Raw genomic sequence first — 18925 nt, forward strand, 5'->3', positions numbered from 1 at the left:
GTGCACAGCATGACGGTCAAAGTCAGCGTGATCATTCCGGTCTACAACCCGGGGCCCTACATCGAGGACTGCATCGCATCGCTGCTGAGACAGTCGCTGCCTGACGACGCATACGAAGCGATCTTCGTGGACGACGGTTCCACGGACGGCACCGGCGAGCGGCTGGACCGCCTCGCCGAGGCACACCCGCTGGTACACGTCGTCCACCAGGAGAACTCCGGCTGGTCGGGCAAGCCGCGCAACGTCGGGATCGACGCCGCACAGGGCGAGTTCGTGATGTTCGTCGACAACGACGACTGGCTGGGCGACGAAGCGCTGGAGCGGATGTACGACTACGGCGTCAAGCACGGCGCCGACGTCGTCGTGGGCAAGATGGCCGGCAAGGGGCGGCCCGTGCCGCGCGAACTCTTCCGCGTCAACCGGCCACGCGCCACGGTCAAGAACGCCCCGCTGATCGACAGCCTCACCCCGCACAAGATGTTCCGCAGGTCCTTCCTGGACGAGACGGGGCTGCGCTTCCTCGAAGGGCGCCGCCGTCTGGAGGACCACGTCTTCGTCACGGAGGCGTACCTGCGGGCGAAGAGCGTCGCCGTGGTCAGCGACTACGTCTGCTACTACCACGTCAAGCGGGACGACGCATCGAACGCGGGCTTCCGGCGCATCGAGCCGGTGGGCTACTTCCACAACCTCGGCGAGGCGCTCGACGTCGTGGAGAAGTACACCGAACCGGGGCCGCTGCGCGACAAGTTGCACCGCCGCTGGTTCCGCAACGAGATGATCGAGCGGATGCGCGGCGCCCGGCTGCTGGCCACGCCCGACGACGGCTACCGGCAGGACATGTTCCAGGAGATGCACAAGCTCGCCGTGGAGCGGTTCGGCCCGGGGGTCGGCGCGTCCCTGCTGCCCACCCAGCAGCTCGTCGGCGCGCTCATCAGGGCCGACCGCTACCAGGACGTCGAGCACTTCGCCCGCTGGGAGTGCGGCATCGCCGCGCACGCCGAACTCACCGGGCTCGCCTGGGAGGACGGCACGCTGAAGCTGGCGTTCACCGCAGGACTCAAGGCGGGGGACGAGCCGGTCCACTACGTCAGGGAGGGCGGCGACGAGCTGATCGGCCTGCCCGAGGGGCTGGACAGCCCCGAGGCGCTCGCACAGCTCGGGGTGAAGCCCCTGGCGGCCGCCGACCGGGCCAAGGCCGAACTGGTGGTACGGGAGCGGTCGAGCGCCGCCGAGTTCTACCAGCCCGTCGAGTTCACCAGGGAGCGGGTGGACGGCCCGCGGGCCGGCGAGTTCCGGCTGGTGCTGCGGGGAACGGCGGCGGTCACCCCCGGCACGGCGGCCGGCGGCGCACCGCTGGGCGCCGGTGTCTGGGACGTCCTGGTCCGTGTCCACCAGAGCGGCTGGAACAAGAACGTCAGGCTCGGCTCGGTACGGACCGAGGCGGTCACGGCCGGGCGGGAGCCGGCCGTGGTGGGCGAGCCCGCCCAGGTCGTCGTGCCGTACTGGACGGCGCACGGCAACCTCTCGCTCGACGTCGGCGCGACGACCGGCAGCCTCCGCAGGGAGTACCGGAAGCTCGGCGTGCGGGAGGTCCGGGTGATGGACGAACCGCTGCTCCTCGAAACGCTGCTGCCGCTGCACACCGAGGCCGCCGACGCAGTACCCGCCGAGCTCCACCTCACGGACCGGAAGGGCTCGGGCGACACCGTACGGGTGGCGGCGACGCTGACCACGTCCAAGGGGCGCGCGGGAACGGTTCTGTGCGCCGAGCGGCCGGCCGGGGAACTGCCCGCAGGTACCTGGGAGATGGCGGTGAGCGTCGGCGGCGAGGACGCGGAGCGCACGCCGTTGCCGCTGGTGCTCGTCGCTTCCGGGGCCTCCGGCGCGCTGACGGTCCGGCGCCCGCGCGAGAGCCTGGCGCACCGGCGGGCCCGGCTGATGCGGACGCTCCGGCGCAGTGCGCTGGGGCGCGTGGTGCGCAAGGTGCGGCGGAGGGCTGCGACGCGCTAGCGACGTGGTGTAGGGCGCGAAGCGCACGAAGGGGCGCGGAGGTCATCCTCCGCGCCCCTTCGTACGGTGCGGCCGCCGCGGCTCGTACGGTGTGGCCGCCGCGGTGCGGTTCAGTAGCCGCGCAGGGCCGCCAGCTCCTGGCGTACCGTCCGCAGGCCGGCGGTCCGGCCCCGCCTGCGGGCCAGTGCCGGCCAGATCCGGGAGCCGAGCAGGGCCTCGGGCTCGACGGCCTCCACCCGTTCGAGCAGCGCCTCCGGGACCTTCTGCGGGTCCGGCGTCAGCCACTCCTGGATGATCCCGTCGTACCCGTCCTTGAGGATGGTGTTCGAGCGGTCCATGCCGAACACCAGGAAGACACCGGTCGGCTGGGTGTCGACCTGGACGGTGATCAGATCCGGCCGGTGCTTGGCCACCACCGGGATGAACTTGTAGACGTCCCCGGTCCAGGGGCCGGACGGCGCGACCCGGTCGCGGACGGCCTCCGCGTTGTTGCGCGGCAGCATGTCGTCCAGGACCACCACGCTCGACCAGCCGGTGAACCGCTCGGTGTTGATGAAGTCACGCAGCGCGTACTCGAAGAGATGCATCCCGTCGATGAACGCCAGGTCGACCTGGTTGGCGCCGGTGTACGCGCCGAGCAGCGGGCGGCCCTTGCGCATGTTGCGCAGCGGGTTGCGACAGCTCATCAGATGACCCATCGGGTGCCGGCCGGCGAAGAAGGTGTCGCTGGTGGCCGTGATCAGCTGGAGGTCGCAGTGCAGCCGCGTCCGGATCTTCGGGGCCGGGTCGACCGCGATGCTGGGGACGCGGGAGAGGGCGAGGCTCCGCCCGTCGTTGGTCCCGATCTCCAGATAGGTGCGCGGCTTCAGCACCGCGTGCAGCCGCTGCAGGAATTCGTGCCTGTGCATGGGGGCTCTCTCACGTGGGGGGATGGCACATCGTGATCAAAAGGCCATGTCGGGCTTAACGAAGGCGCCATGACGCGGTTGCGCCGGAGCACATCCCGGCCGCCCGAACCACCCTTTCGGGCACACGCCGGCCCCCCCGGGCCGGTACGTAACGCCCGTCTGCCCCCGGCCCGGTACGCAGCAGACGGGCGGGTCCGCCCCCGTACATCCGGGAACGGGCCCGCCCGTCTGCTGCCTGACTCCGCTGCTGCCCGGCTGCTCTGCTTACCCGACTGGCCGTGTCCCACCTCGACGGTGGCCTACTTCACCGCGCCCGCCATGACGCCGTTGACGAACTGCCGCTGGAACGCGAAGAACACCGCCAGCGGGATCACCATCGAGATGAAGGCGCCGGGTGCCAGCACGTCGATGTTGTTGCCGAACTGCCTGACCTGCTCCTGGAGCGCGACCGTGATCGGCGGGTGCTTGGAGTCCGCGAAGATCAGGGCGACCAGCATGTCGTTCCACACCCAGAGGAACTGGAAGATCCCCAGCGAGGCGATGGCCGGACCGCCGAGCGGCAGCACGACCCGGGTGAACAGCCGGAGCTCCCCGGCCCCGTCCAGCCGCGCGGCCTCCAGGAGTTCCCTCGGGATCTCCGCGAAGAAGTTGCGCAGCAGGAAGACCGCGAACGGCAGCCCGAACGCCACATGGAAGAGGACCACCCCCGCCGTGGTCTCGAAGAGCCCGATCTCGCCGAAGAGTTTCGAGACCGGGATCAGGGCCACCTGGACCGGCACGACCAGCAGGCCGACCACGACCAGGAACCACCAGTCGCGACCGGGGAAGTCCATCCACGCGAAGGCGTACGCGGCCAGCGAGCCGATGACCACCACCAGGAGGGTCGCCGGGACGGTGATCATGACCGTGCTGAGCAGGGAGTCGGTGATGACCTTGTTGTCGAGGATCTTGGAGTAGTTGTCGAAGGTCAGCTGCGAGGGCGCGGTGAAGACCTTCCACCAGCCGGACGCCGCGATGTCGGACGAGCCGCGCAGCGAGGAGAGCAGCAGCCCGATCGTCGGCATCAGCCAGAACAGGCCGACCAGGACGAGGAAGACCCGCATCACGCTGCCGCCCGCGCGGGCCGCGATCCGGGAGGCCAGCGGCTCCTTCGGCTTCGCCGCCGGGACCGCGGGCAGCCGGTCGTCGGGGGCCCGTGGCGCGGGCACCTGGGCTTCGGTGGTCATCGGCGCCCCTCCTTCCGCATCCTGCGGATGTTGACGAGCATGATCGGGACGACCAGGAGCAGCAGCAGTACGGCGATGGCGCTGCCGGTGCCCAGATCCGCGTCCGTACCGAACGACGAGCGGTAGAGCTGGAGCGCCAGGACGTTCGCGTCGTCCTGCGAGGAGCCGGGCGCCACGATGAAGACCAGGTCGAAGATCTTCAGGACGTTGATCATCAGCGTCACCAGCACCACCGCGAGGACCGGAGCGAGCAGCGGGATGGTGATCCGGCGGAAGACCTGCCACTCACTGGCCCCGTCCACCCGGGCCTGTTCGAGGAGTTCACGCGGGAGTCCGGCCAGGCCCGCCGCGATGAGGACCATGGCGAAGCCGGCCCACATCCAGACGTAACTGCCGATGATCGACGGGGTGACCAGGGTCGGCCCGAGCCAGTTGACGCCGTTGTACGGCTCGCGGAAGTTCGAGTCGGGGAGCCGGAGCAGCGCTCCGTCCGCCTTCGCGGGCAGCGTGAACGTACCGTCGGGCGCCGCCTTGGCGCTCGCCACCACCTTGCCGCCCTTGACCGCCTCGACCGTGACGCCCTTGAGCCCCAGCTCCTTGGGGTCGATGACGTTCGGTTTGCCGCCGCCGCCCAGGGTGAAGTCCAGCCAGGCCGTGCCGGTCACCGAACCGGCCGCGGCCTTCGGGGCTTTGGCGGGCTTCGCCGACGACGGCATCTTCGTGGGCAGTACGCCGACGAGCGGCAGCCGGACCGGGGTGCCCGCGTGCACCGGCTGCTTGGTCAGGTACGAGCCACCGCCGCCGGACTTGAGCGGGGCCACCGGCAGCGGGTGCGCCCCCGGGTACCCTGCCGACTCGGCGAAGGTGTCGTGCACGCCCACCCAGACGGCGTTGGCCACCCCGCGCCCCGGATCCTGCTCGTACACCAGCCGGAAGATGATGCCGGCCGCGAGCATCGAGATGGCCATCGGCATGAAGACGACCAGCTTGAACGCCGTTCCCCAGCGCACCCGTTCGGTGAGTACGGCGAAGATCAGGCCGAGCACGGTGGCGACGGTCGGGGCGACCACGACCCAGATCGCGGTGTTCTTGATCGCGGTGCGGATCGCGTCGTCGGTGAAGAGGGTCTTGTAGTTGTCGATACCGATGAAGCTGGAGCCTGCCTGGTCGAAGAAGGACCGGTAGACCGAATACCCGATCGGGTAGACCACGAGCGCGCCGAGCAGCACCAGGGCGGGCAGCAGGAAGGCGGCCGCCAGGACTTTACGTGTGCCTGTCACGCTCTTGTGCGGCTTTCCGGCGGGGGGCGCCCCGTTGAGGACGTCCCCCGCGACAGCGGAGGTCATCGCGGCGTCAGTTCTTGTACGCCTTGGCCGCGTCGGACTCCAGCTTCTGCTGTGTCCCCGCGATGTCCTTCGGGTTCTTCAGGAAGTCCTGGAGGTCCTTCCACTCGCCCTTGCCCGGTGTGCCGCCGAAGGACTGCGGTGCCTGGTCCGACATGTCGAAGCGGATGTCGTCGCCCGCCGCGACCAGTGCTTTGGCGATGGTGCGCTGCACGTCATTGGGGTAGGCCGACAGGTCCAGGCCCTTGTTGGGCGAGACGAAGCCGCCCGACCCCGCGGCGATCTTCGCCGCGTCCGTGGAGGCCAGCCAGGTCAGCAGCGCCTGCGCGCCCTTGGAGTCCTTGAGGATCACCGCGGCGTCGCCGCCGGTCACCACCGGCGCCTTGGCGCCCACCGCGGGGAACGGGAAGACCTTCGCGTCGGTGCCCACCTTCGCCTTGGTCTGCGCGATGTTGGTCTGCGCGAAGTCACCCTCGAAGACCATCGCGCCCTTGGGCTGGTCACCACCGGTGAAGGTCTGGGTGACCGACGTCGGGAACTCGGTCTGGAGCGCACCGTCCGCACCGCCCGAGATGAGCGACGGCTTGCCGAAGAGCTGCGCGAGCGTGGTCAGTGCGGCCTTGACCGACGGATCCGTCCACTTGATCTTGTGCTGGGCCAGCTGGTCGTACTTGTCCGGGCCCGCCTGGGAGAGATAGACGTTCTCGAACCAGTCGGTCAGGGTCCAGCCGTCCGCGCCGCCGACCGAGACCGGGGTGACACCCGAAGCCGACACGGTCTCCGCGGTCTTGAGGAACGCCGGCCAGGTCTTGGGTACGGTCGCCCCCGCGTTCTGCATCGCCTTGGTGTTGTACCAGACCAGGGACTTGTTGGCGGCCTTGAAGTACACGCCGTACTGCTTGCCGCCGACCGTGCCGAGGTCCTTCCAGACCTGCGAGTAGTTCTTGTCCAGCTGCGCCTGCGCGGCCGGGCCCACCGGCTTGGCCCACTTCTTGGCCACCGCCTGGGTGATCGCGCCCACCTGCGGCATCATCGCCACGTCCGGCGGGGCGCCGCCGGCGATCTTCGTACCGAGGAAATTGACGATCGGGTCCTGCGCGGGCACGAAGGTGACCGACGCTCCGGTCCGCTTCTCGAACTCCTTCAGCACCTTGACGAAGTTCGCCTGCTCGGGGCCGGTCCAGACCGCGGCCACTTCGAGCTTCGTACCGCTCAGCTTGGGAAGCTCGACCCCGGACGCACTGCTCTTCCCCGCGGGCTTGCCGCTCCCGCTGTCCTTCTTGTTGTCGCTACCGCTGCCGCATCCCGCGGCCAGGACCAGCGAGCCCGCGGCCACCACCGCCAGAACGGTCCTGCGTGAACGTAGAGCTGTGCCTGTTGTGCGCATTTGCCCCGACCTCTCCCATGCGCGTGCGGTCGGCGCGCCCATGACATCGGCGACGCCGTTGTCCCGTGAGCACAGTCCTACGCCGGGTGACTCCGGCGCCGCAATACCGGGCCTTGGTCCAACTATTCGATTGTGATGGGCCTGTGACGTTACGTCAGGCATTCAGGGAGGGTATGGACATCGCGTCGACGGACCTCGCGGCCCGTTCCAGGGCGCTGGCCAGCAGGGCCAAGTCCGTTGGTCCGTTGCCGAGTTCGCGGACGGGGCGGCGGTCGGGCGGGTCACCCATCCGCTCCCACTCCAGGGGTACGACGGTGGGGCGCAGCGTCGCCGTACGCGGAATGCGGCCGGTCACCCTGCCGCCCTGGAACGGGGTCACCCCGCCGTCGGGGCGGCCCAGCCTGCCCCGGCCCGGTGCCGGGGCGTCCGGCGCCGGGGAGGCCGGCGGGGCGTCGAGCACCACCCGCAGCCTGCTGACCCTGGCCAGCTCGGTGTCGGCCGTACGGTCCGGCCGGGCCGAAGCGGCTATCAGATGGACGCCGAGCCGCTCACCGTCCCTGGCCACCGCCTCCAGCGCCCGGACGACCGAGCCCGCGGTGGGGCGTCCGGGGCTGCCGAGCGCCGGTGCGACCAGCGCGTCGAAGTCGTCGACGATCACCACCAGCCGGGGGAGCGGGGTGGGTCCCGGCATCGGGTCCGTACGCGCTCCGGCCGGGCGCAGCCGCAGGGTGCCGCTGGTCGGCGACTCGATGTCGCCGCTCTGCTCGGCCTGCCCCGGCTGCCGCCGGCCGACCAGCCGCTCCGCCACCTCACGGGTCCGGTGCCACTCGGCGAAGCTCCCGGCGCCCAGCAGCTCGGCCCGGCGCTTCAGCTCGCCGCCGAGCGCCTGCGCGAACTCCCGCATCCGGACCGGGTCGGACGCCACCAGATAGGTCGAGGTGTGCGGCAGCTCCGTGCAGGCCCGCAGGCCCTCGCCGCGCTCACCGCCCGCGCCGTCGACGAGGATCAGCCCGAGCCGGTCCGGCCGGGCGGCCGCCGCCAGCGAGGCCGCCGCTGCGCGCAGCAGCTCCGTACGGCCGCTGCCCGCCGGGCCCTCGACCAGCAGATGCGGACCCTCGGTCGCCAGGTCCATGGTGACCGGGCCGCGGGGGCCCGCGCCGAGCACGGCGGTCGTCTCGGCCGCCGCCGCCCAGCGGGCCATCAGCGAAGCGGGGGTGGCACGGGCGAGCCCCAGCTCGTCGAGCAGCCGGGACGACGCGGGCAGCGCCGCGGCCTGCCGGGCGGGGGTGCCGGCCGCCGACACGTCGGCCCGCAGTGGTGCGAGCGCCCGGCCGAACCGCTCGGCCCAGGCCGACGACACCGCGTCGACCACGGCGAACGTGCCGCGGCTCGCGGACTGCCCGCCGGCCGCCGGATGGATCCCGCGCGCGGTGCGCAGCAGCCGCAGCGAGGTGGCCACATCGCCGCTCAGCAGGGCGGCGGCGCCGCACTCACGGAAGGCGAGCGAGGCTGCGCAGGCCGCCTCGTAGGTCGTTTCGAGCGGAGAGGCGGGGGAGGCCGCCGCCGTCTCGGCGAGACAGAGGACATGGACCCCGCAGGCGGAGCCCGCCGACGCCAGCCGTGCGGTGGTCTCGCGCAGGGCGGCCGAGCCGGGGTCGCCGTCCACGATCAGCAGGGTGCAGGGGCCGTCGTACCGCCCGGCCGCCGCCGAGACCGCCGCCGGATCGGCCGAGGCCCAGCCGGTGCCGAGCGGACTGTCGTCCAGCCGGCGCACCAGCTCAGCGGTGCGGGCGGTCGCCTGGTCCCTGTCGTACGCCAGCAGGAGCCGGCAGTCCTGGCCGTGGGCGGGCCGCACATGTGGCAGCCAGCCGAGCCAGCCCCAGTCGGATCTGCGGGCCTCCAGCGGGCGGGCCCGGTCCGTGCTGACCAGCACGATCTCCAGATCGGTGGGCGGATGCAGCGCGGCGAGCTGGGCGACCGCCGAACGGGCCAGCCCGGCCAGCCGCTCACGGGGACCCGCGAGCCCGAGCGAACCGGCCTCGCGCAGCGAGACCGTCACCGGCACCGCGGGCACCACGCCGACCCCGCCGGGCCCGGTCCGGTCGGCGGTGCCTAGCCGGATGACGAGCGCCTCCCGGTGGTCGGGGGTGCGCTCCCAGAGCCGGGGTCCCGGTCCCAGCGCGGTGAGCAGCAGCGCGGCCGGGTCGGGCCAGGTGTCCGCGCCGGGGATTCCGGCGGCCGGGTCCGGTGGCGTGTCGGACGGATCGGCGGACCGCTCCGCCGGACTGTCGCGTACGGCGTCGGGCCGGCTGCCCGCGAGCCGCCTCGCCCAGGCCCCTATACCGCCGCGTCTGCGGGCGCTGTCGTCCGTGTCGGAGGCGGAATCGGTGCTGTAGCGAGCGCCGTTGCCCCATGTGCCGGTGTCATCCGCGCCGCCGCTGCCGTCGGCGGGTGCGGCGCCGCGGGTGCGGCCACTGCCGAAGCCGTCCGGTGTCCGCTCGTGGGTCTCCGCGCCCCGGTCGGAGCGGAGCTTGGTGCCGCGCGGGGGAGTGCCCTGGCGGCCCCGGGAGGTGAACCCGGGGTCCTGGGCGTAGGCCGCCGCGGCCTCGTCGTACAGATTGCTGTAGGGGTCGTGCGGCTGCTGCGCCCCGACCGCGCTGACGCGCCGCGAGCTCGGTCCGCCGCTCGGTCCGCCGCCCGGTCCGGCGTCAGGGGAGCCGCCCTGCTCGGGTATCCGGGCCTCGGCGGGGACGGCGGGGGCCTGGCGTGCTCCGGGAACGGCGCCGGCCGGGCGGGCGCCGGTGGCCCCGGTGGCCTGAGCGGGCACGGAGGCGTAACGGGGCTCGCCCGCCCCGTGACCGGATCCACCGGAGCCCGGACCCGCCGCGGCGCCCGCCTGCGTACCACCGGGGACGCCGGAACCGGTGCTGGAACGGGAAGCGGCGCCGGACCCGGAACCCTGAGCGCCGTCCGGGCCAGTGTCCTCGCGGGCGACCCGCAGATGGCCCTCGCCGTCCGGGACAGCCGCAAGCACTCCGCCGGTCGCCGTGGTGATCCGCAGCGCCGACTCGCCGACCCGGAGCAGGGAACCCGGTGTCATACGGACCGGGGCGTCGCCGACCCCCGAACCGTCCAGCGTCGTGCCGTTCGTCGAGCCGAGATCGGCGACGGTCACCCGGCCGTCCTGCTCCACCGTCACCGTGCAGTGCATCCGTGAGACGTCCGGGTCGTCCAGTGGGACGTCCGCGTCGGCGGAGCGGCCGACACGGATCCGGCCGCCGTGCAGCAGATGGACACCGCCCGCGTCCGGCCCGGCGACCACATGGAGCTGAGTGGCCGATCCGTCGCCCCGGTCGTCCTCCTCGGCGGGGACCTGGAGAGAGAGCACCGCTCCGTCCACCAGCGGGGGCTCACCCAGCGCGGAGCGTTGCAGGTCGAGGCGGTGCCCGCCCGCGTACAGCACCACGCTCCCGGACCCTGTGCCCTCCGGACCGGCGGCCGCCGTGGCGAGGCCTGACGCGACCGTGGCCAGCGCGGCCCCGGCGGGGGCGGTGACGAGCACGTCGCAGGTGCGCGCCTCGGACGCGGAGCGGCCGCTGCGCGGCGCGAGGACGGTCAGCCGGATCTGCATAGCCGTCAGCGGTCCCTTCTGCGGAGGGTGCCTGGCAGGAGCCGCCCTGTGATCTCCCCCACCCGGCAGGTCGGCACGGCTTCACAGGACTCCCGACCCCATAACTCCGTGCTGAAGGCATCCTCGCATCTGCCACTGACAACACGCCCGGGGGTCACCGCTAAGTGATCTTGAATGGTCGGCTCTGGACGTAAAAGTGCCTGGTTGGGATCGCACCTGACCTGCCAGGAGGTGCCGGCGGGCGTCCCGGGGCAACCAAGGGGACAGTCTTCGCGTCTTCCTTTCGAACACGGCTGGAACACAGCTGGAACACGACTGGCGCCTGGCCGGAACACGGCCGGCGGCCGGCTGGAACCGGCTCCGGAATCCGATCCCGGACACCGGCCGTCACACCGGCCGCACACAGGGAAAGCCGCTCCGGAAGATCGTCGGCCAGTGCCCCCGCGGGCGGCACTAGAGTGGGGCGGACATCCGGGCGGGGGGCCGGTGGACCAGGCAAGGGACGACGATCACAGGGAGCGCATGACGTGCGGCCCGTAGGCAGCAAGTACCTGCTCGAGGAGCCGCTGGGACGCGGCGCCACGGGCACCGTCTGGCGTGCCAGCGTGGGGGCACCCCCTGGCGCGGAGCCCGTCGGAGCCCCTCGGGGGCGGGAGACCGCGGGCGCCGAGGCGGCCGTCGCCGGTCAGCCCGGCGAGACCGTGGCGATCAAGGTCCTCAAGGAGGAGCTGGCCGAAGACCCGGACGTGGTGATGCGGTTCCTGCGGGAGCGCTCCGTCCTGCTGCGGCTGACCCACCCCAACATCGTGCGGACCCGGGACCTCGTCGTCGAGGGCGATCTCCTCGCGCTCGTCATGGACCTGATCGACGGCCCGGACCTGCACCACTACCTCCGGGACAACGGCCCGTTCAGCCCGGTCGCCGCCGCGCTGCTCACCGCCCAGATCGCCGACGCACTCGCCGCCAGCCATGCGGACGGCGTCGTCCACCGCGACCTGAAGCCAGCGAACGTACTGGTCAAGCACGACGCCGACGGCCAGATGCACCCGATGCTCACCGACTTCGGCATCGCCCGCCTCGCGGACTCGCCGGGCCTGACCCGTACCCACGAGTTCGTCGGCACGCCCGCCTATGTGGCACCGGAGTCCGCCGAGGGCCGCCCGCAGACCTCCGCGGTCGACATCTACGGCGCGGGCATCCTGCTGTACGAACTGGTCACCGGGCGGCCCCCGTTCGCGGGCGGCACGGCCCTGGAAGTCCTCCAGCGGCACCTCAGCGAGGACCCGCGCAGGCCCACCACCGTCCCCGAAGCGCTCTGGACGGTCATAGAGCGTTGCCTCAGCAAGGACCCGGGCCGCCGCCCCAGCGCCGAGAACCTGGCCCGCGGGCTGCGGACCGCAGCCGAGGGGATCGGCGTGCACGCCACGCCCGCGCAGGTCGCAGCCGCTCTCGGGGTGGCCGCGCTGCTGGCACCGGACCCCGAGCCCGCCGAGGTCCCCGGGACGCCCGGAGCCGCCGACCCCACCCAGGTCCTGCCGAACAACGCGGGGGCCTACGACCCCGCGGCGCGCACCAGCGTGCTGCCGAGCACGGGTGCTCCGGGTCCGGACGGCCGCCCCGGCCCCGGCGCCGCGGACCCGACCGCCGTGCTGCCGCCGGTGCCCGGCCGGGCACCGGACCAGCCCGAGCAGCCGCACCCCTGGCAGAACCAGCTCAGCGCGGCCCGCGACCGCAACGAGCAGACCCAGGTGCAGTATCTGGCCCCGGAGCAGGACCCCCTGCGCCACCGGCCGCAGCGGCCCCAGCAGCAGCGGCAGTACCCGCCGCAGCAGTACCCGCAGCAGCAGCCGCAGCAGTACGCGCCGCAGCAGCAGCAGCCCCAACAGCCCCAGCAGTACGCCCCGCAGCGCCAGCCCCAGCAGCGCCCGCAGCAGCAGTACGCGCCCCCGCAGCAACCCCAGGCGCCCGCCCCGCGCGAGCCACGGGAGCCGAGGCGGCGCAGCGCCAACCCGGTGAAGATCCCCGGCCTCGGCTGCCTCAAGGGCTGCCTCGTCATGGTCGTGATCCTCTTCGTGGGTTCCTGGCTGATCTGGGAGCTGACCCCGCTGCAGGAGTGGATCGGTACCTCCAAGAGCTTCATCTCGGAGATCTCCGACGGCTTCAACTCGGTCAAGGACTTCGTGCAGGGCCTGGGCGGATCCAGCGGGTCGGGCGGAACCGGAAACTGACGGCCCGCGCGGGCCGGCCGGGGCGGACAGCGCGCCATGCCCCGGCCCCCGTCCCGAGTTCCAGTCCCAGCCCGGCAGCCGGTCTGTATACATGTCGACTTCTGCGCAATGAATTACCCCCGCAGAAGTGAGGGTTCCTGCCATCCGGGGCACTGAACACCCCGATGCCCGCGTATTTTGGGAGCCGGGGACCGCCCGGAACCCGGCGCCTGTCCAGGGACGCACCCCCGGGCACGGCACAGCGCCAGCCGCTGAGGGAGCAGTCTTGGCACGGAAGATCGGCAGCCGGTACACCGCGCACCAGATCCTGGGTCGCGGGAGCGCCGGCACGGTGTGGCTGGGCGAGGGGCCCTCGGGGCCCGTCGCCGTCAAGCTGCTGCGTGAGGACCTCGCGGCCGACCAGGAGCTCGTCGGCCGCTTCGTACAGGAGCGCACCGCGCTGCTCGGCCTCGACCACCCGCATGTCGTCTCCGTACGCGACCTCGTCGTGGACGGCAACGACCTCGCCCTTGTGATGGACCTGGTCCGCGGCACCGATCTGCGCACCCGGCTCGACCGCGAGCGCCGCCTCAGCCCCGAGGCCGCCGTCGCCATCGTCGCGGACATCGCGGACGGACTCGCCGCCGCGCACTCCGCGGGCGTCGTGCACCGCGACGTCAAGCCCGAGAACATCCTGCTTGACATGCAGGGCCCGCTCGGCCCGGGCGGCTCCCACCCGGCGCTGCTCACGGACTTCGGCGTCGCCAAACTGATCGACGCTCCGCGCCGGGCGCTGCCCGCGGGTCCGGCCGGACCGGGCCGCCCGCAGGCGTCGAAGATCATCGGTACGCCCGACTACCTCGCCCCCGAGATCATCGAGGGCCTGCCGCCGCGCGCGTCCGTCGACATCTACGCCCTGGCGACGGTCCTCTACGAGCTCCTCGCGGGCTTCACGCCCTTCGGCGGCGGACACCCCGGCGCGGTCCTGCGCCGCCATGTCACCGAGACTGTCGTGCCGCTCCCCGGCATCCCCGACGACCTCTGGCAGCTGCTGGTCCAGTGCCTGGCGAAGGCCCCCGCGTCCCGGCTGCGTGCGTCGGAGCTCGGCGAGCGGCTGCGCGAACAGCTCCCGCACCTCGCGGGCATCCCCCCGCTCGACGTGGACGAGCCCGACGAGTCGGAGCCGGGGGAGCAGCCGTACGAGGAGACCTCGTACGAACCGGCCACGCCCACCGAGACCCGCCGCCGCGGCGCGGTCCCGCTCGTCCCCGGCTCCTCCGCCGACTCCAACCGCGACACCCACACGAGCATGCGCGTCCCGGCCCCCGACGAGCTGGCGGGCGGCCCGCTGGGCACGGCCCGCGCCCCCCGCTCCCCGAGCAGGCCGGGCTCCGCACGCCACCGCTCCACGGCCGAGGCGGTGCGCAGACGCCGTATCAAACTGGGCGCAGCCGCGCTGGTCGTCGCCGCCGCGGTGGGCGTCGGCGGCTGGCTGGCCACGTCGTCGGGCGACGGCGGCGGACCGGCCCCGCAGGACAGCCACCAGTCGGCGCCGTCCGGACCGTAAGGGCCTGCCCCGGCCCGTCCGGCCCGCCCGGCACCGCACCGGGCCCCGTCCCCCCGGTCCGATCGGAAGGGCCGGGGACTGCCCCCGCTCCAAGCCGTTACGCTGGTGGCGTGGCAGTCGTCGATGTATCCGAAGAGCTGAAGTCCCTCTCCTCGACCATGGGGTCGATCGAGGCCGTCCTGGACCTCGACAAGCTGAGGGCCGATATCGCCGTGCTTGAGGACCAGGCCGCGGCGCCGTCCCTGTGGGACGACCCGGAAGAGGCCCAGAAGATCACCAGCAAGCTGTCGCACCTGCAGGCCGAGGTCCGCAAGACGGCGACGCTGCGCGGGCGGATCGACGACCTGGGGGTGCTCTTCGAGCTCGCCGAGGCCGAGGACGACGCCGACACCCTCGCCGAGGCCGAGTCGGAGCTGCTCGCCGTGCGCAAGGCGCTCGAAGAGATGGAGGTCCGCACCCTCCTCTCCGGCGAGTACGACGCCCGTGAGGCGCTCGTCAACATCCGCGCGGAGGCCGGCGGCGTCGACGCCGCGGACTTCGCCGAACAGCTCCAGCGCATGTACCTCCGCTGGTCCGAGCGGCACGGCTACGGCACCGAGGTCTACGAGACGTCGTACGCGGAGGAGGCCGGCATCAAGTCGACCACCTTCGTCGTGAAGGTGCCGTACGCGTACGGCACGCTCTCCGTCGAGCAGGGCACCCACCGGCTGGTCCGGATCTCGCCCTTCGACAACCAGGGGCGCCGCCAGACCTCCTTCGCGGGTGTCGAGGTGCTCCCGGTGGTGGAGAAGACCGACCACATCGAGATCGACGAGACCGAGCTGCGCGTGGACGTCTACCGCGCATCGGGCCCCGGCGGCCAGGGCGTCAACACCACGGACTCGGCGGTCCGGCTGACACACATCCCCACCGGCATCGTCGTCTCCTGCCAGAACGAGCGCTCGCAGATCCAGAACAAGGCCAGCGCGATGAACGTCCTCCAGGCGAAGCTCCTTGAGCGCCGCCGCCAGGAGGAGCAGGCGCTGATGGACTCGCTCAAGGGCGACGGCGGCAACTCCTGGGGAAACCAGATGCGTTCGTACGTCCTGCACCCGTACCAGATGGTCAAGGACCTGCGTACGGAGTACGAGGTCGGAAACCCGCAGGCGGTGCTCGACGGCGAGATCGACGGCTTCCTGGAAGCCGGAATTCGCTGGCGCAAGCAGCAGGAGAAGTAGACCGCCTTTCCGGCGCCGCCGAACCAGCGCTTTATCGACATAGTCAGTAGAGGAACTACCGTCCTGGAGACGGTAGTTCCTCTACTGCGTCACAGTCGTATTCCCGTACGCCGGGCAAGTCATTGCATTTCAGGCATCGCGCCCGCAACGGCCTTGACGCGGTTCTTAAAAGTGGGAAAAGTGACACGCGGCATGCGTAATTCTGGGGCGCGTGTGATCGGGGGGACGGAAACACATGATCCCTACGGCCTGCCTGCCCCGTGCGCTGCACCATTGACAATGAGCTACTGGGGGTAGCAGCCAGATGACCAAGAAGACGCGGATTCGCGTAGCGCGCATAGCTGCGGGCGCAGTGATCGCCGCAGGCGCCTCGCTGACCGCCGCGGGCGCGGCACAGGCCGCAGATATTCATGTCCCGCTTCTCGGCACCGACATCTCGATCACGTCGGGCGACGACGGCGGCGCGGACGGTGGCAGCACCGACGGCGGCACCAACCCGATCGGTGGCGTCGACGGCGGTTCGTCGGACCAGGGTCAGGACGGCGGTTCGTCCGACCAGGGTCAGACGGGCGGTTCGTCGGACCAGGGTCAGGACGGCGGTTCGTCCGACCAGGGTCAGACGGGCGGTTCGTCGGACCAGGGTCAGGACGGCGGTTCGTCCGACCAGGGTCAGACCGGTGGTTCGAGTGACCAGGGTCAGGACGGCGGTTCGTCCGACCAGGGTCAGACCGGTGGTTCGAGTGACCAGGGCCAGGACGGCGGTTCGTCCGACCAGGGCCAGACCGGTGGTTCGAGTGACCAGGGCCAGACCGGTGGATCGTCCGACCAGGGCCAGGACGGCGGTTCGACCACGAGCGGTTCCACCAGCGGCTCGACGAGCGGTTCGACGAGCGGTTCCACCAGTGGTTCGACCACCAGCGGTTCGACCACCGGTGGTTCGGGCGACAACGGGGGCACCTCCGGTTCCACCGGCGGCTCCCACTCGTCCACCACGGGCGGTTCGTCCACGACCGGCGGTTCCTCCAGCACCGGCACCCAGCCCGACAACCTCGGCTCCCAGCCGGTCGAGCAGGGCAAGCCCAAGCAGGAGCTCGCCGAGACCGGTGCGGGTGACACCACGTTCCTGATCATCGGTGCCGCGACGATGATCGCCGGTGGCATCGGCTTCCGTATGCTGCCGCGTCTCGCCGGCCGCGGCGGGAACCTCGCCTGAGGTTAAGGTTCAGCACGTACGAGGAAGGGCCCCGGGTTCCAGTCGGAACCCGGGGCCCTTCCCCATGTGAGCGGACGGCGCCGTTCAGATGTCTCGTTCAGATGGTCTGGTGTGCCAGCAGGGCCAGCGCGGCCACCAGCACTATCAGCGCGCTCACCAGAACCAGCGGACTCAGCCCGCCGAAGGAACCCTCCTCCTGCTGAAGGCGCTCTCTGCTGGCCCGGCAGACCCGGCAGCGGCCTTCACTGACAGGGGACGCGCAATTGGCGCACACCAATCGGTCGTAGGTCATGCGCACTCCTCCCATGCGGCGGAGCCGTTCCACGCGCTGTCACTCCCGACAACGCCCGGCGAACCGCAACTGTTCCCCTTACCACTGTGCCAGCTCCCGCGCGTTTCGGCGCGCCCCGCCGGATTCCACCCGGTCCGTACCCGGGCTCAACGCGGACATACCACGCATCGACGGATGCTGCATGCGGGCGCACTGCGGCTTCGCGTAATGTCACGCTCACCTATTCCCGGCCGACGTGGTGCACTCGTGATCCGATTCGACAACGTCTCCAAGACCTACCCCAAGCAGAACCGCCCCGCCCTGCGGGATGTCTCCCTTGAGATCGAGAAGGGGGAGTTCGTCTTCCTGGTGGGTTCCTCCGGTTCGGGCAAGTCGACCTTTCTGCGGCTCGTCCTGCGTGAGGAGCGCACCAGCCACGGCATGGTGCACGTCCTCGGCAAGGACCTCGCGCGCCTGTCGAACTGGAAGGTGCCGCAGATGCGCCGCCAGCTCGGCACGGTCTTCCAGGACTTCCGCCTGCTGCCCAACAAGACCGTCGCGGAGAACGTCGCGTTCGCGCAGGAGGTCATCGGCAAGCCGCGCGGTGAGATCCGCAAGGCCGTGCCCCAGGTCCTCGACCTGGTCGGCCTCGGCGGCAAGGAGGACCGGATGCCCGGTGAGCTCTCCGGTGGTGAGCAGCAGCGCGTCGCCATCGCGCGGGCCTTCGTCAACCGCCCCATGCTGCTGATCGCGGACGAGCCGACCGGCAACCTCGACCCGCAGACCTCCGTCGGCATCATGAAGCTGCTGGACCGGATCAACAGGACCGGAACCACTGTGGTGATGGCCACCCACGACCAGCAGATCGTCGACCAGATGCGCAAGCGCGTCATTGAACTTGAGAAGGGCCGTCTCGTACGCGACCAGTCGCGCGGCGTCTACGGCTACCAGCACTGAAAGGACGCCATGCGCGCCCAGTTCGTCCTGTCGGAGATCGGCGTGGGTCTCCGCCGCAATCTCACGATGACCTTCGCGGTCATCGTCTCCGTCGCCTTGTCCCTCGCCCTGTTCGGTGGCTCGCTGCTCATGCGCGACCAGGTGAACACGATGAAGGGCTACTGGTACGACAAGGTCAACGTCTCGATCTTCCTCTGCTCCAAGGGTGATGTGGATTCCACCCCGAAGTGCGCCAAGGGTCCGGTGACCGAGGAGCAGAAGAAGTCGATCGAGACCGATCTGAACAAGATGACCGACCTTGTCCAGAAGGTGAGTTACGAGAGCACAGACGAGGCGTACAAGCACTACCAGCAGGAGTTCAAGGGCGCCCCGATGACGGGCTCCATCACGCCGGACCAGCTCCAGTCCTCGTTCCGCGTCAAGCTCAAGGACCCCACCAAGTACAAGGTGATCGCCACCGCGTTCGCCGGCCGGGACGGTGTCATGACCGTCCAGGACCAGCGCGGCATCCTGGAGAACCTCTTCGCGCTCCTCAACGGGATGAACGTCGCCGCGCTCTGTGTGATGGCCCTGATGCTGGTGATCGCGCTGATGCTGATCGTCAACACCGTGCGCGTATCGGCGTTCAGCCGCAGACGCGAGACCGGGATCATGCGCCTGGTGGGCGCGTCCAGCTTCTACATCCAGATGCCGTTCATCATGGAGGCGGCGTTCGCCGGTCTGCTGGGCGGACTTGTGGCCTGCGGGATGCTGCTCGTCGGCCGCTACTTCCTGATCGACCACGGACTCGCCCTGCACGAGAAGCTGAACCTGATCGACTTCATCGGCTGGGACGCCGTCCTGTCGAAACTGCCGCTGGTACTGGCGATTGGGCTGCTGATGCCCGCGCTTGCCGCTCTCTTCGCATTGCGCAAGTACCTGAAGGTGTGAGACACGCCCCGGGCGCCGTGGGGTGAACGCCCCCTACGGCGCACGGGCGTCGGTCTAC

General features: G+C 71.2%; 13 protein-coding genes. 7 read left to right on the forward strand and 6 right to left on the reverse strand.

Annotated elements, in window-relative coordinates; genetic code table 11:
• The first annotated feature begins 9 nt into the window (after positions 1–9).
• Entirely contained in the window at positions 10–2010 is a 2001-nt protein-coding gene (locus OG385_RS20635) for a glycosyltransferase family 2 protein (RefSeq protein ID WP_266856450.1), read from the forward strand.
• A gap of 110 nt (positions 2011–2120) precedes the next feature.
• Here the strand turns inward: OG385_RS20635 and OG385_RS20640 are convergent, their stop codons facing one another.
• The 5 genes from OG385_RS20640 to OG385_RS20660 form a co-directional block, all read right to left on the reverse strand.
• Positions 2121–2918, reverse strand: coding sequence for a class I SAM-dependent methyltransferase (locus OG385_RS20640; RefSeq protein WP_266856452.1), 798 nt, complete (start codon positions 2916–2918; stop codon positions 2121–2123).
• 299 nt (positions 2919–3217) lie between these two features.
• Complete coding sequence (locus OG385_RS20645) at positions 3218–4144, reverse strand: carbohydrate ABC transporter permease (protein WP_266856454.1); 927 nt, start codon at positions 4142–4144, stop codon at positions 3218–3220.
• Positions 4141–5490 carry a carbohydrate ABC transporter permease gene (locus OG385_RS20650; RefSeq protein ID WP_266856457.1) on the reverse strand — a complete coding sequence of 450 codons (1350 nt, stop codon included), beginning with the start codon at positions 5488–5490 and terminating at the stop codon, positions 4141–4143. Before OG385_RS20650 ends, OG385_RS20645 begins: the two co-directional genes overlap by 4 nt.
• A 7-nt stretch (positions 5491–5497) precedes the next feature.
• Positions 5498–6874: an ABC transporter substrate-binding protein gene (locus tag OG385_RS20655; RefSeq protein WP_266856459.1), complete on the reverse strand. Its 1377-nt coding sequence runs from the start codon at positions 6872–6874 to the stop codon at positions 5498–5500.
• A gap of 154 nt (positions 6875–7028) precedes the next feature.
• On the reverse strand, positions 7029–10505 hold the full coding sequence (locus OG385_RS20660) for an FtsK/SpoIIIE domain-containing protein (RefSeq protein WP_266856460.1): 3477 nt from the start codon (positions 10503–10505) through the stop codon (positions 7029–7031).
• A 527-nt stretch (positions 10506–11032) separates the two neighbouring features.
• On the opposite strand from OG385_RS20660, the gene OG385_RS20665 reads away from it, so the two are divergent.
• The 4 genes from OG385_RS20665 (at position 11033) to OG385_RS20680 (ending at position 16709) form a co-directional block, all read left to right on the forward strand.
• The gene (locus tag OG385_RS20665) at positions 11033–12733 is read left to right on the forward strand and encodes a serine/threonine-protein kinase (protein ID WP_266856462.1); all 1701 of its coding nucleotides are present in this window, start codon (positions 11033–11035) and stop codon (positions 12731–12733) included.
• 265 nt (positions 12734–12998) lie between these two features.
• Entirely contained in the window at positions 12999–14279 is a 1281-nt protein-coding gene (locus OG385_RS20670) for a serine/threonine-protein kinase (protein WP_266856464.1), read from the forward strand.
• A 110-nt stretch (positions 14280–14389) separates the two neighbouring features.
• Positions 14390–15496 (forward strand): peptide chain release factor 2, encoded by a 1107-nt coding sequence (gene prfB / locus OG385_RS20675; RefSeq protein ID WP_266856466.1) that lies wholly within the window; start codon positions 14390–14392, stop codon positions 15494–15496.
• Between the two features lie 304 nt (positions 15497–15800).
• Positions 15801–16709: a hypothetical protein gene (locus OG385_RS20680; RefSeq protein WP_266856468.1), complete on the forward strand. Its 909-nt coding sequence runs from the start codon at positions 15801–15803 to the stop codon at positions 16707–16709.
• Between the two features lie 97 nt (positions 16710–16806).
• On the opposite strand, the gene OG385_RS20685 is transcribed toward OG385_RS20680, so the two are convergent.
• On the reverse strand, positions 16807–17001 hold the full coding sequence (locus OG385_RS20685; protein ID WP_266856470.1) for a hypothetical protein: 195 nt from the start codon (positions 16999–17001) through the stop codon (positions 16807–16809).
• A gap of 246 nt (positions 17002–17247) precedes the next feature.
• Between OG385_RS20685 and ftsE the strand changes: the two genes are divergently transcribed.
• On the forward strand, positions 17248–17937 hold the full coding sequence (ftsE, locus tag OG385_RS20690; RefSeq protein WP_164266073.1) for a cell division ATP-binding protein FtsE: 690 nt from the start codon (positions 17248–17250) through the stop codon (positions 17935–17937).
• A 9-nt stretch (positions 17938–17946) separates the two neighbouring features.
• Positions 17947–18867 carry a permease-like cell division protein FtsX gene (ftsX, locus tag OG385_RS20695; RefSeq protein ID WP_266856473.1) on the forward strand — a complete coding sequence of 307 codons (921 nt, stop codon included), beginning with the start codon at positions 17947–17949 and terminating at the stop codon, positions 18865–18867.
• Positions 18868–18925 lie beyond the last annotated feature (58 nt).

The organism is Streptomyces sp. NBC_01306 (genome assembly GCF_026340465.1).
GTDB lineage: Bacteria > Actinomycetota > Actinomycetes > Streptomycetales > Streptomycetaceae > Streptomyces.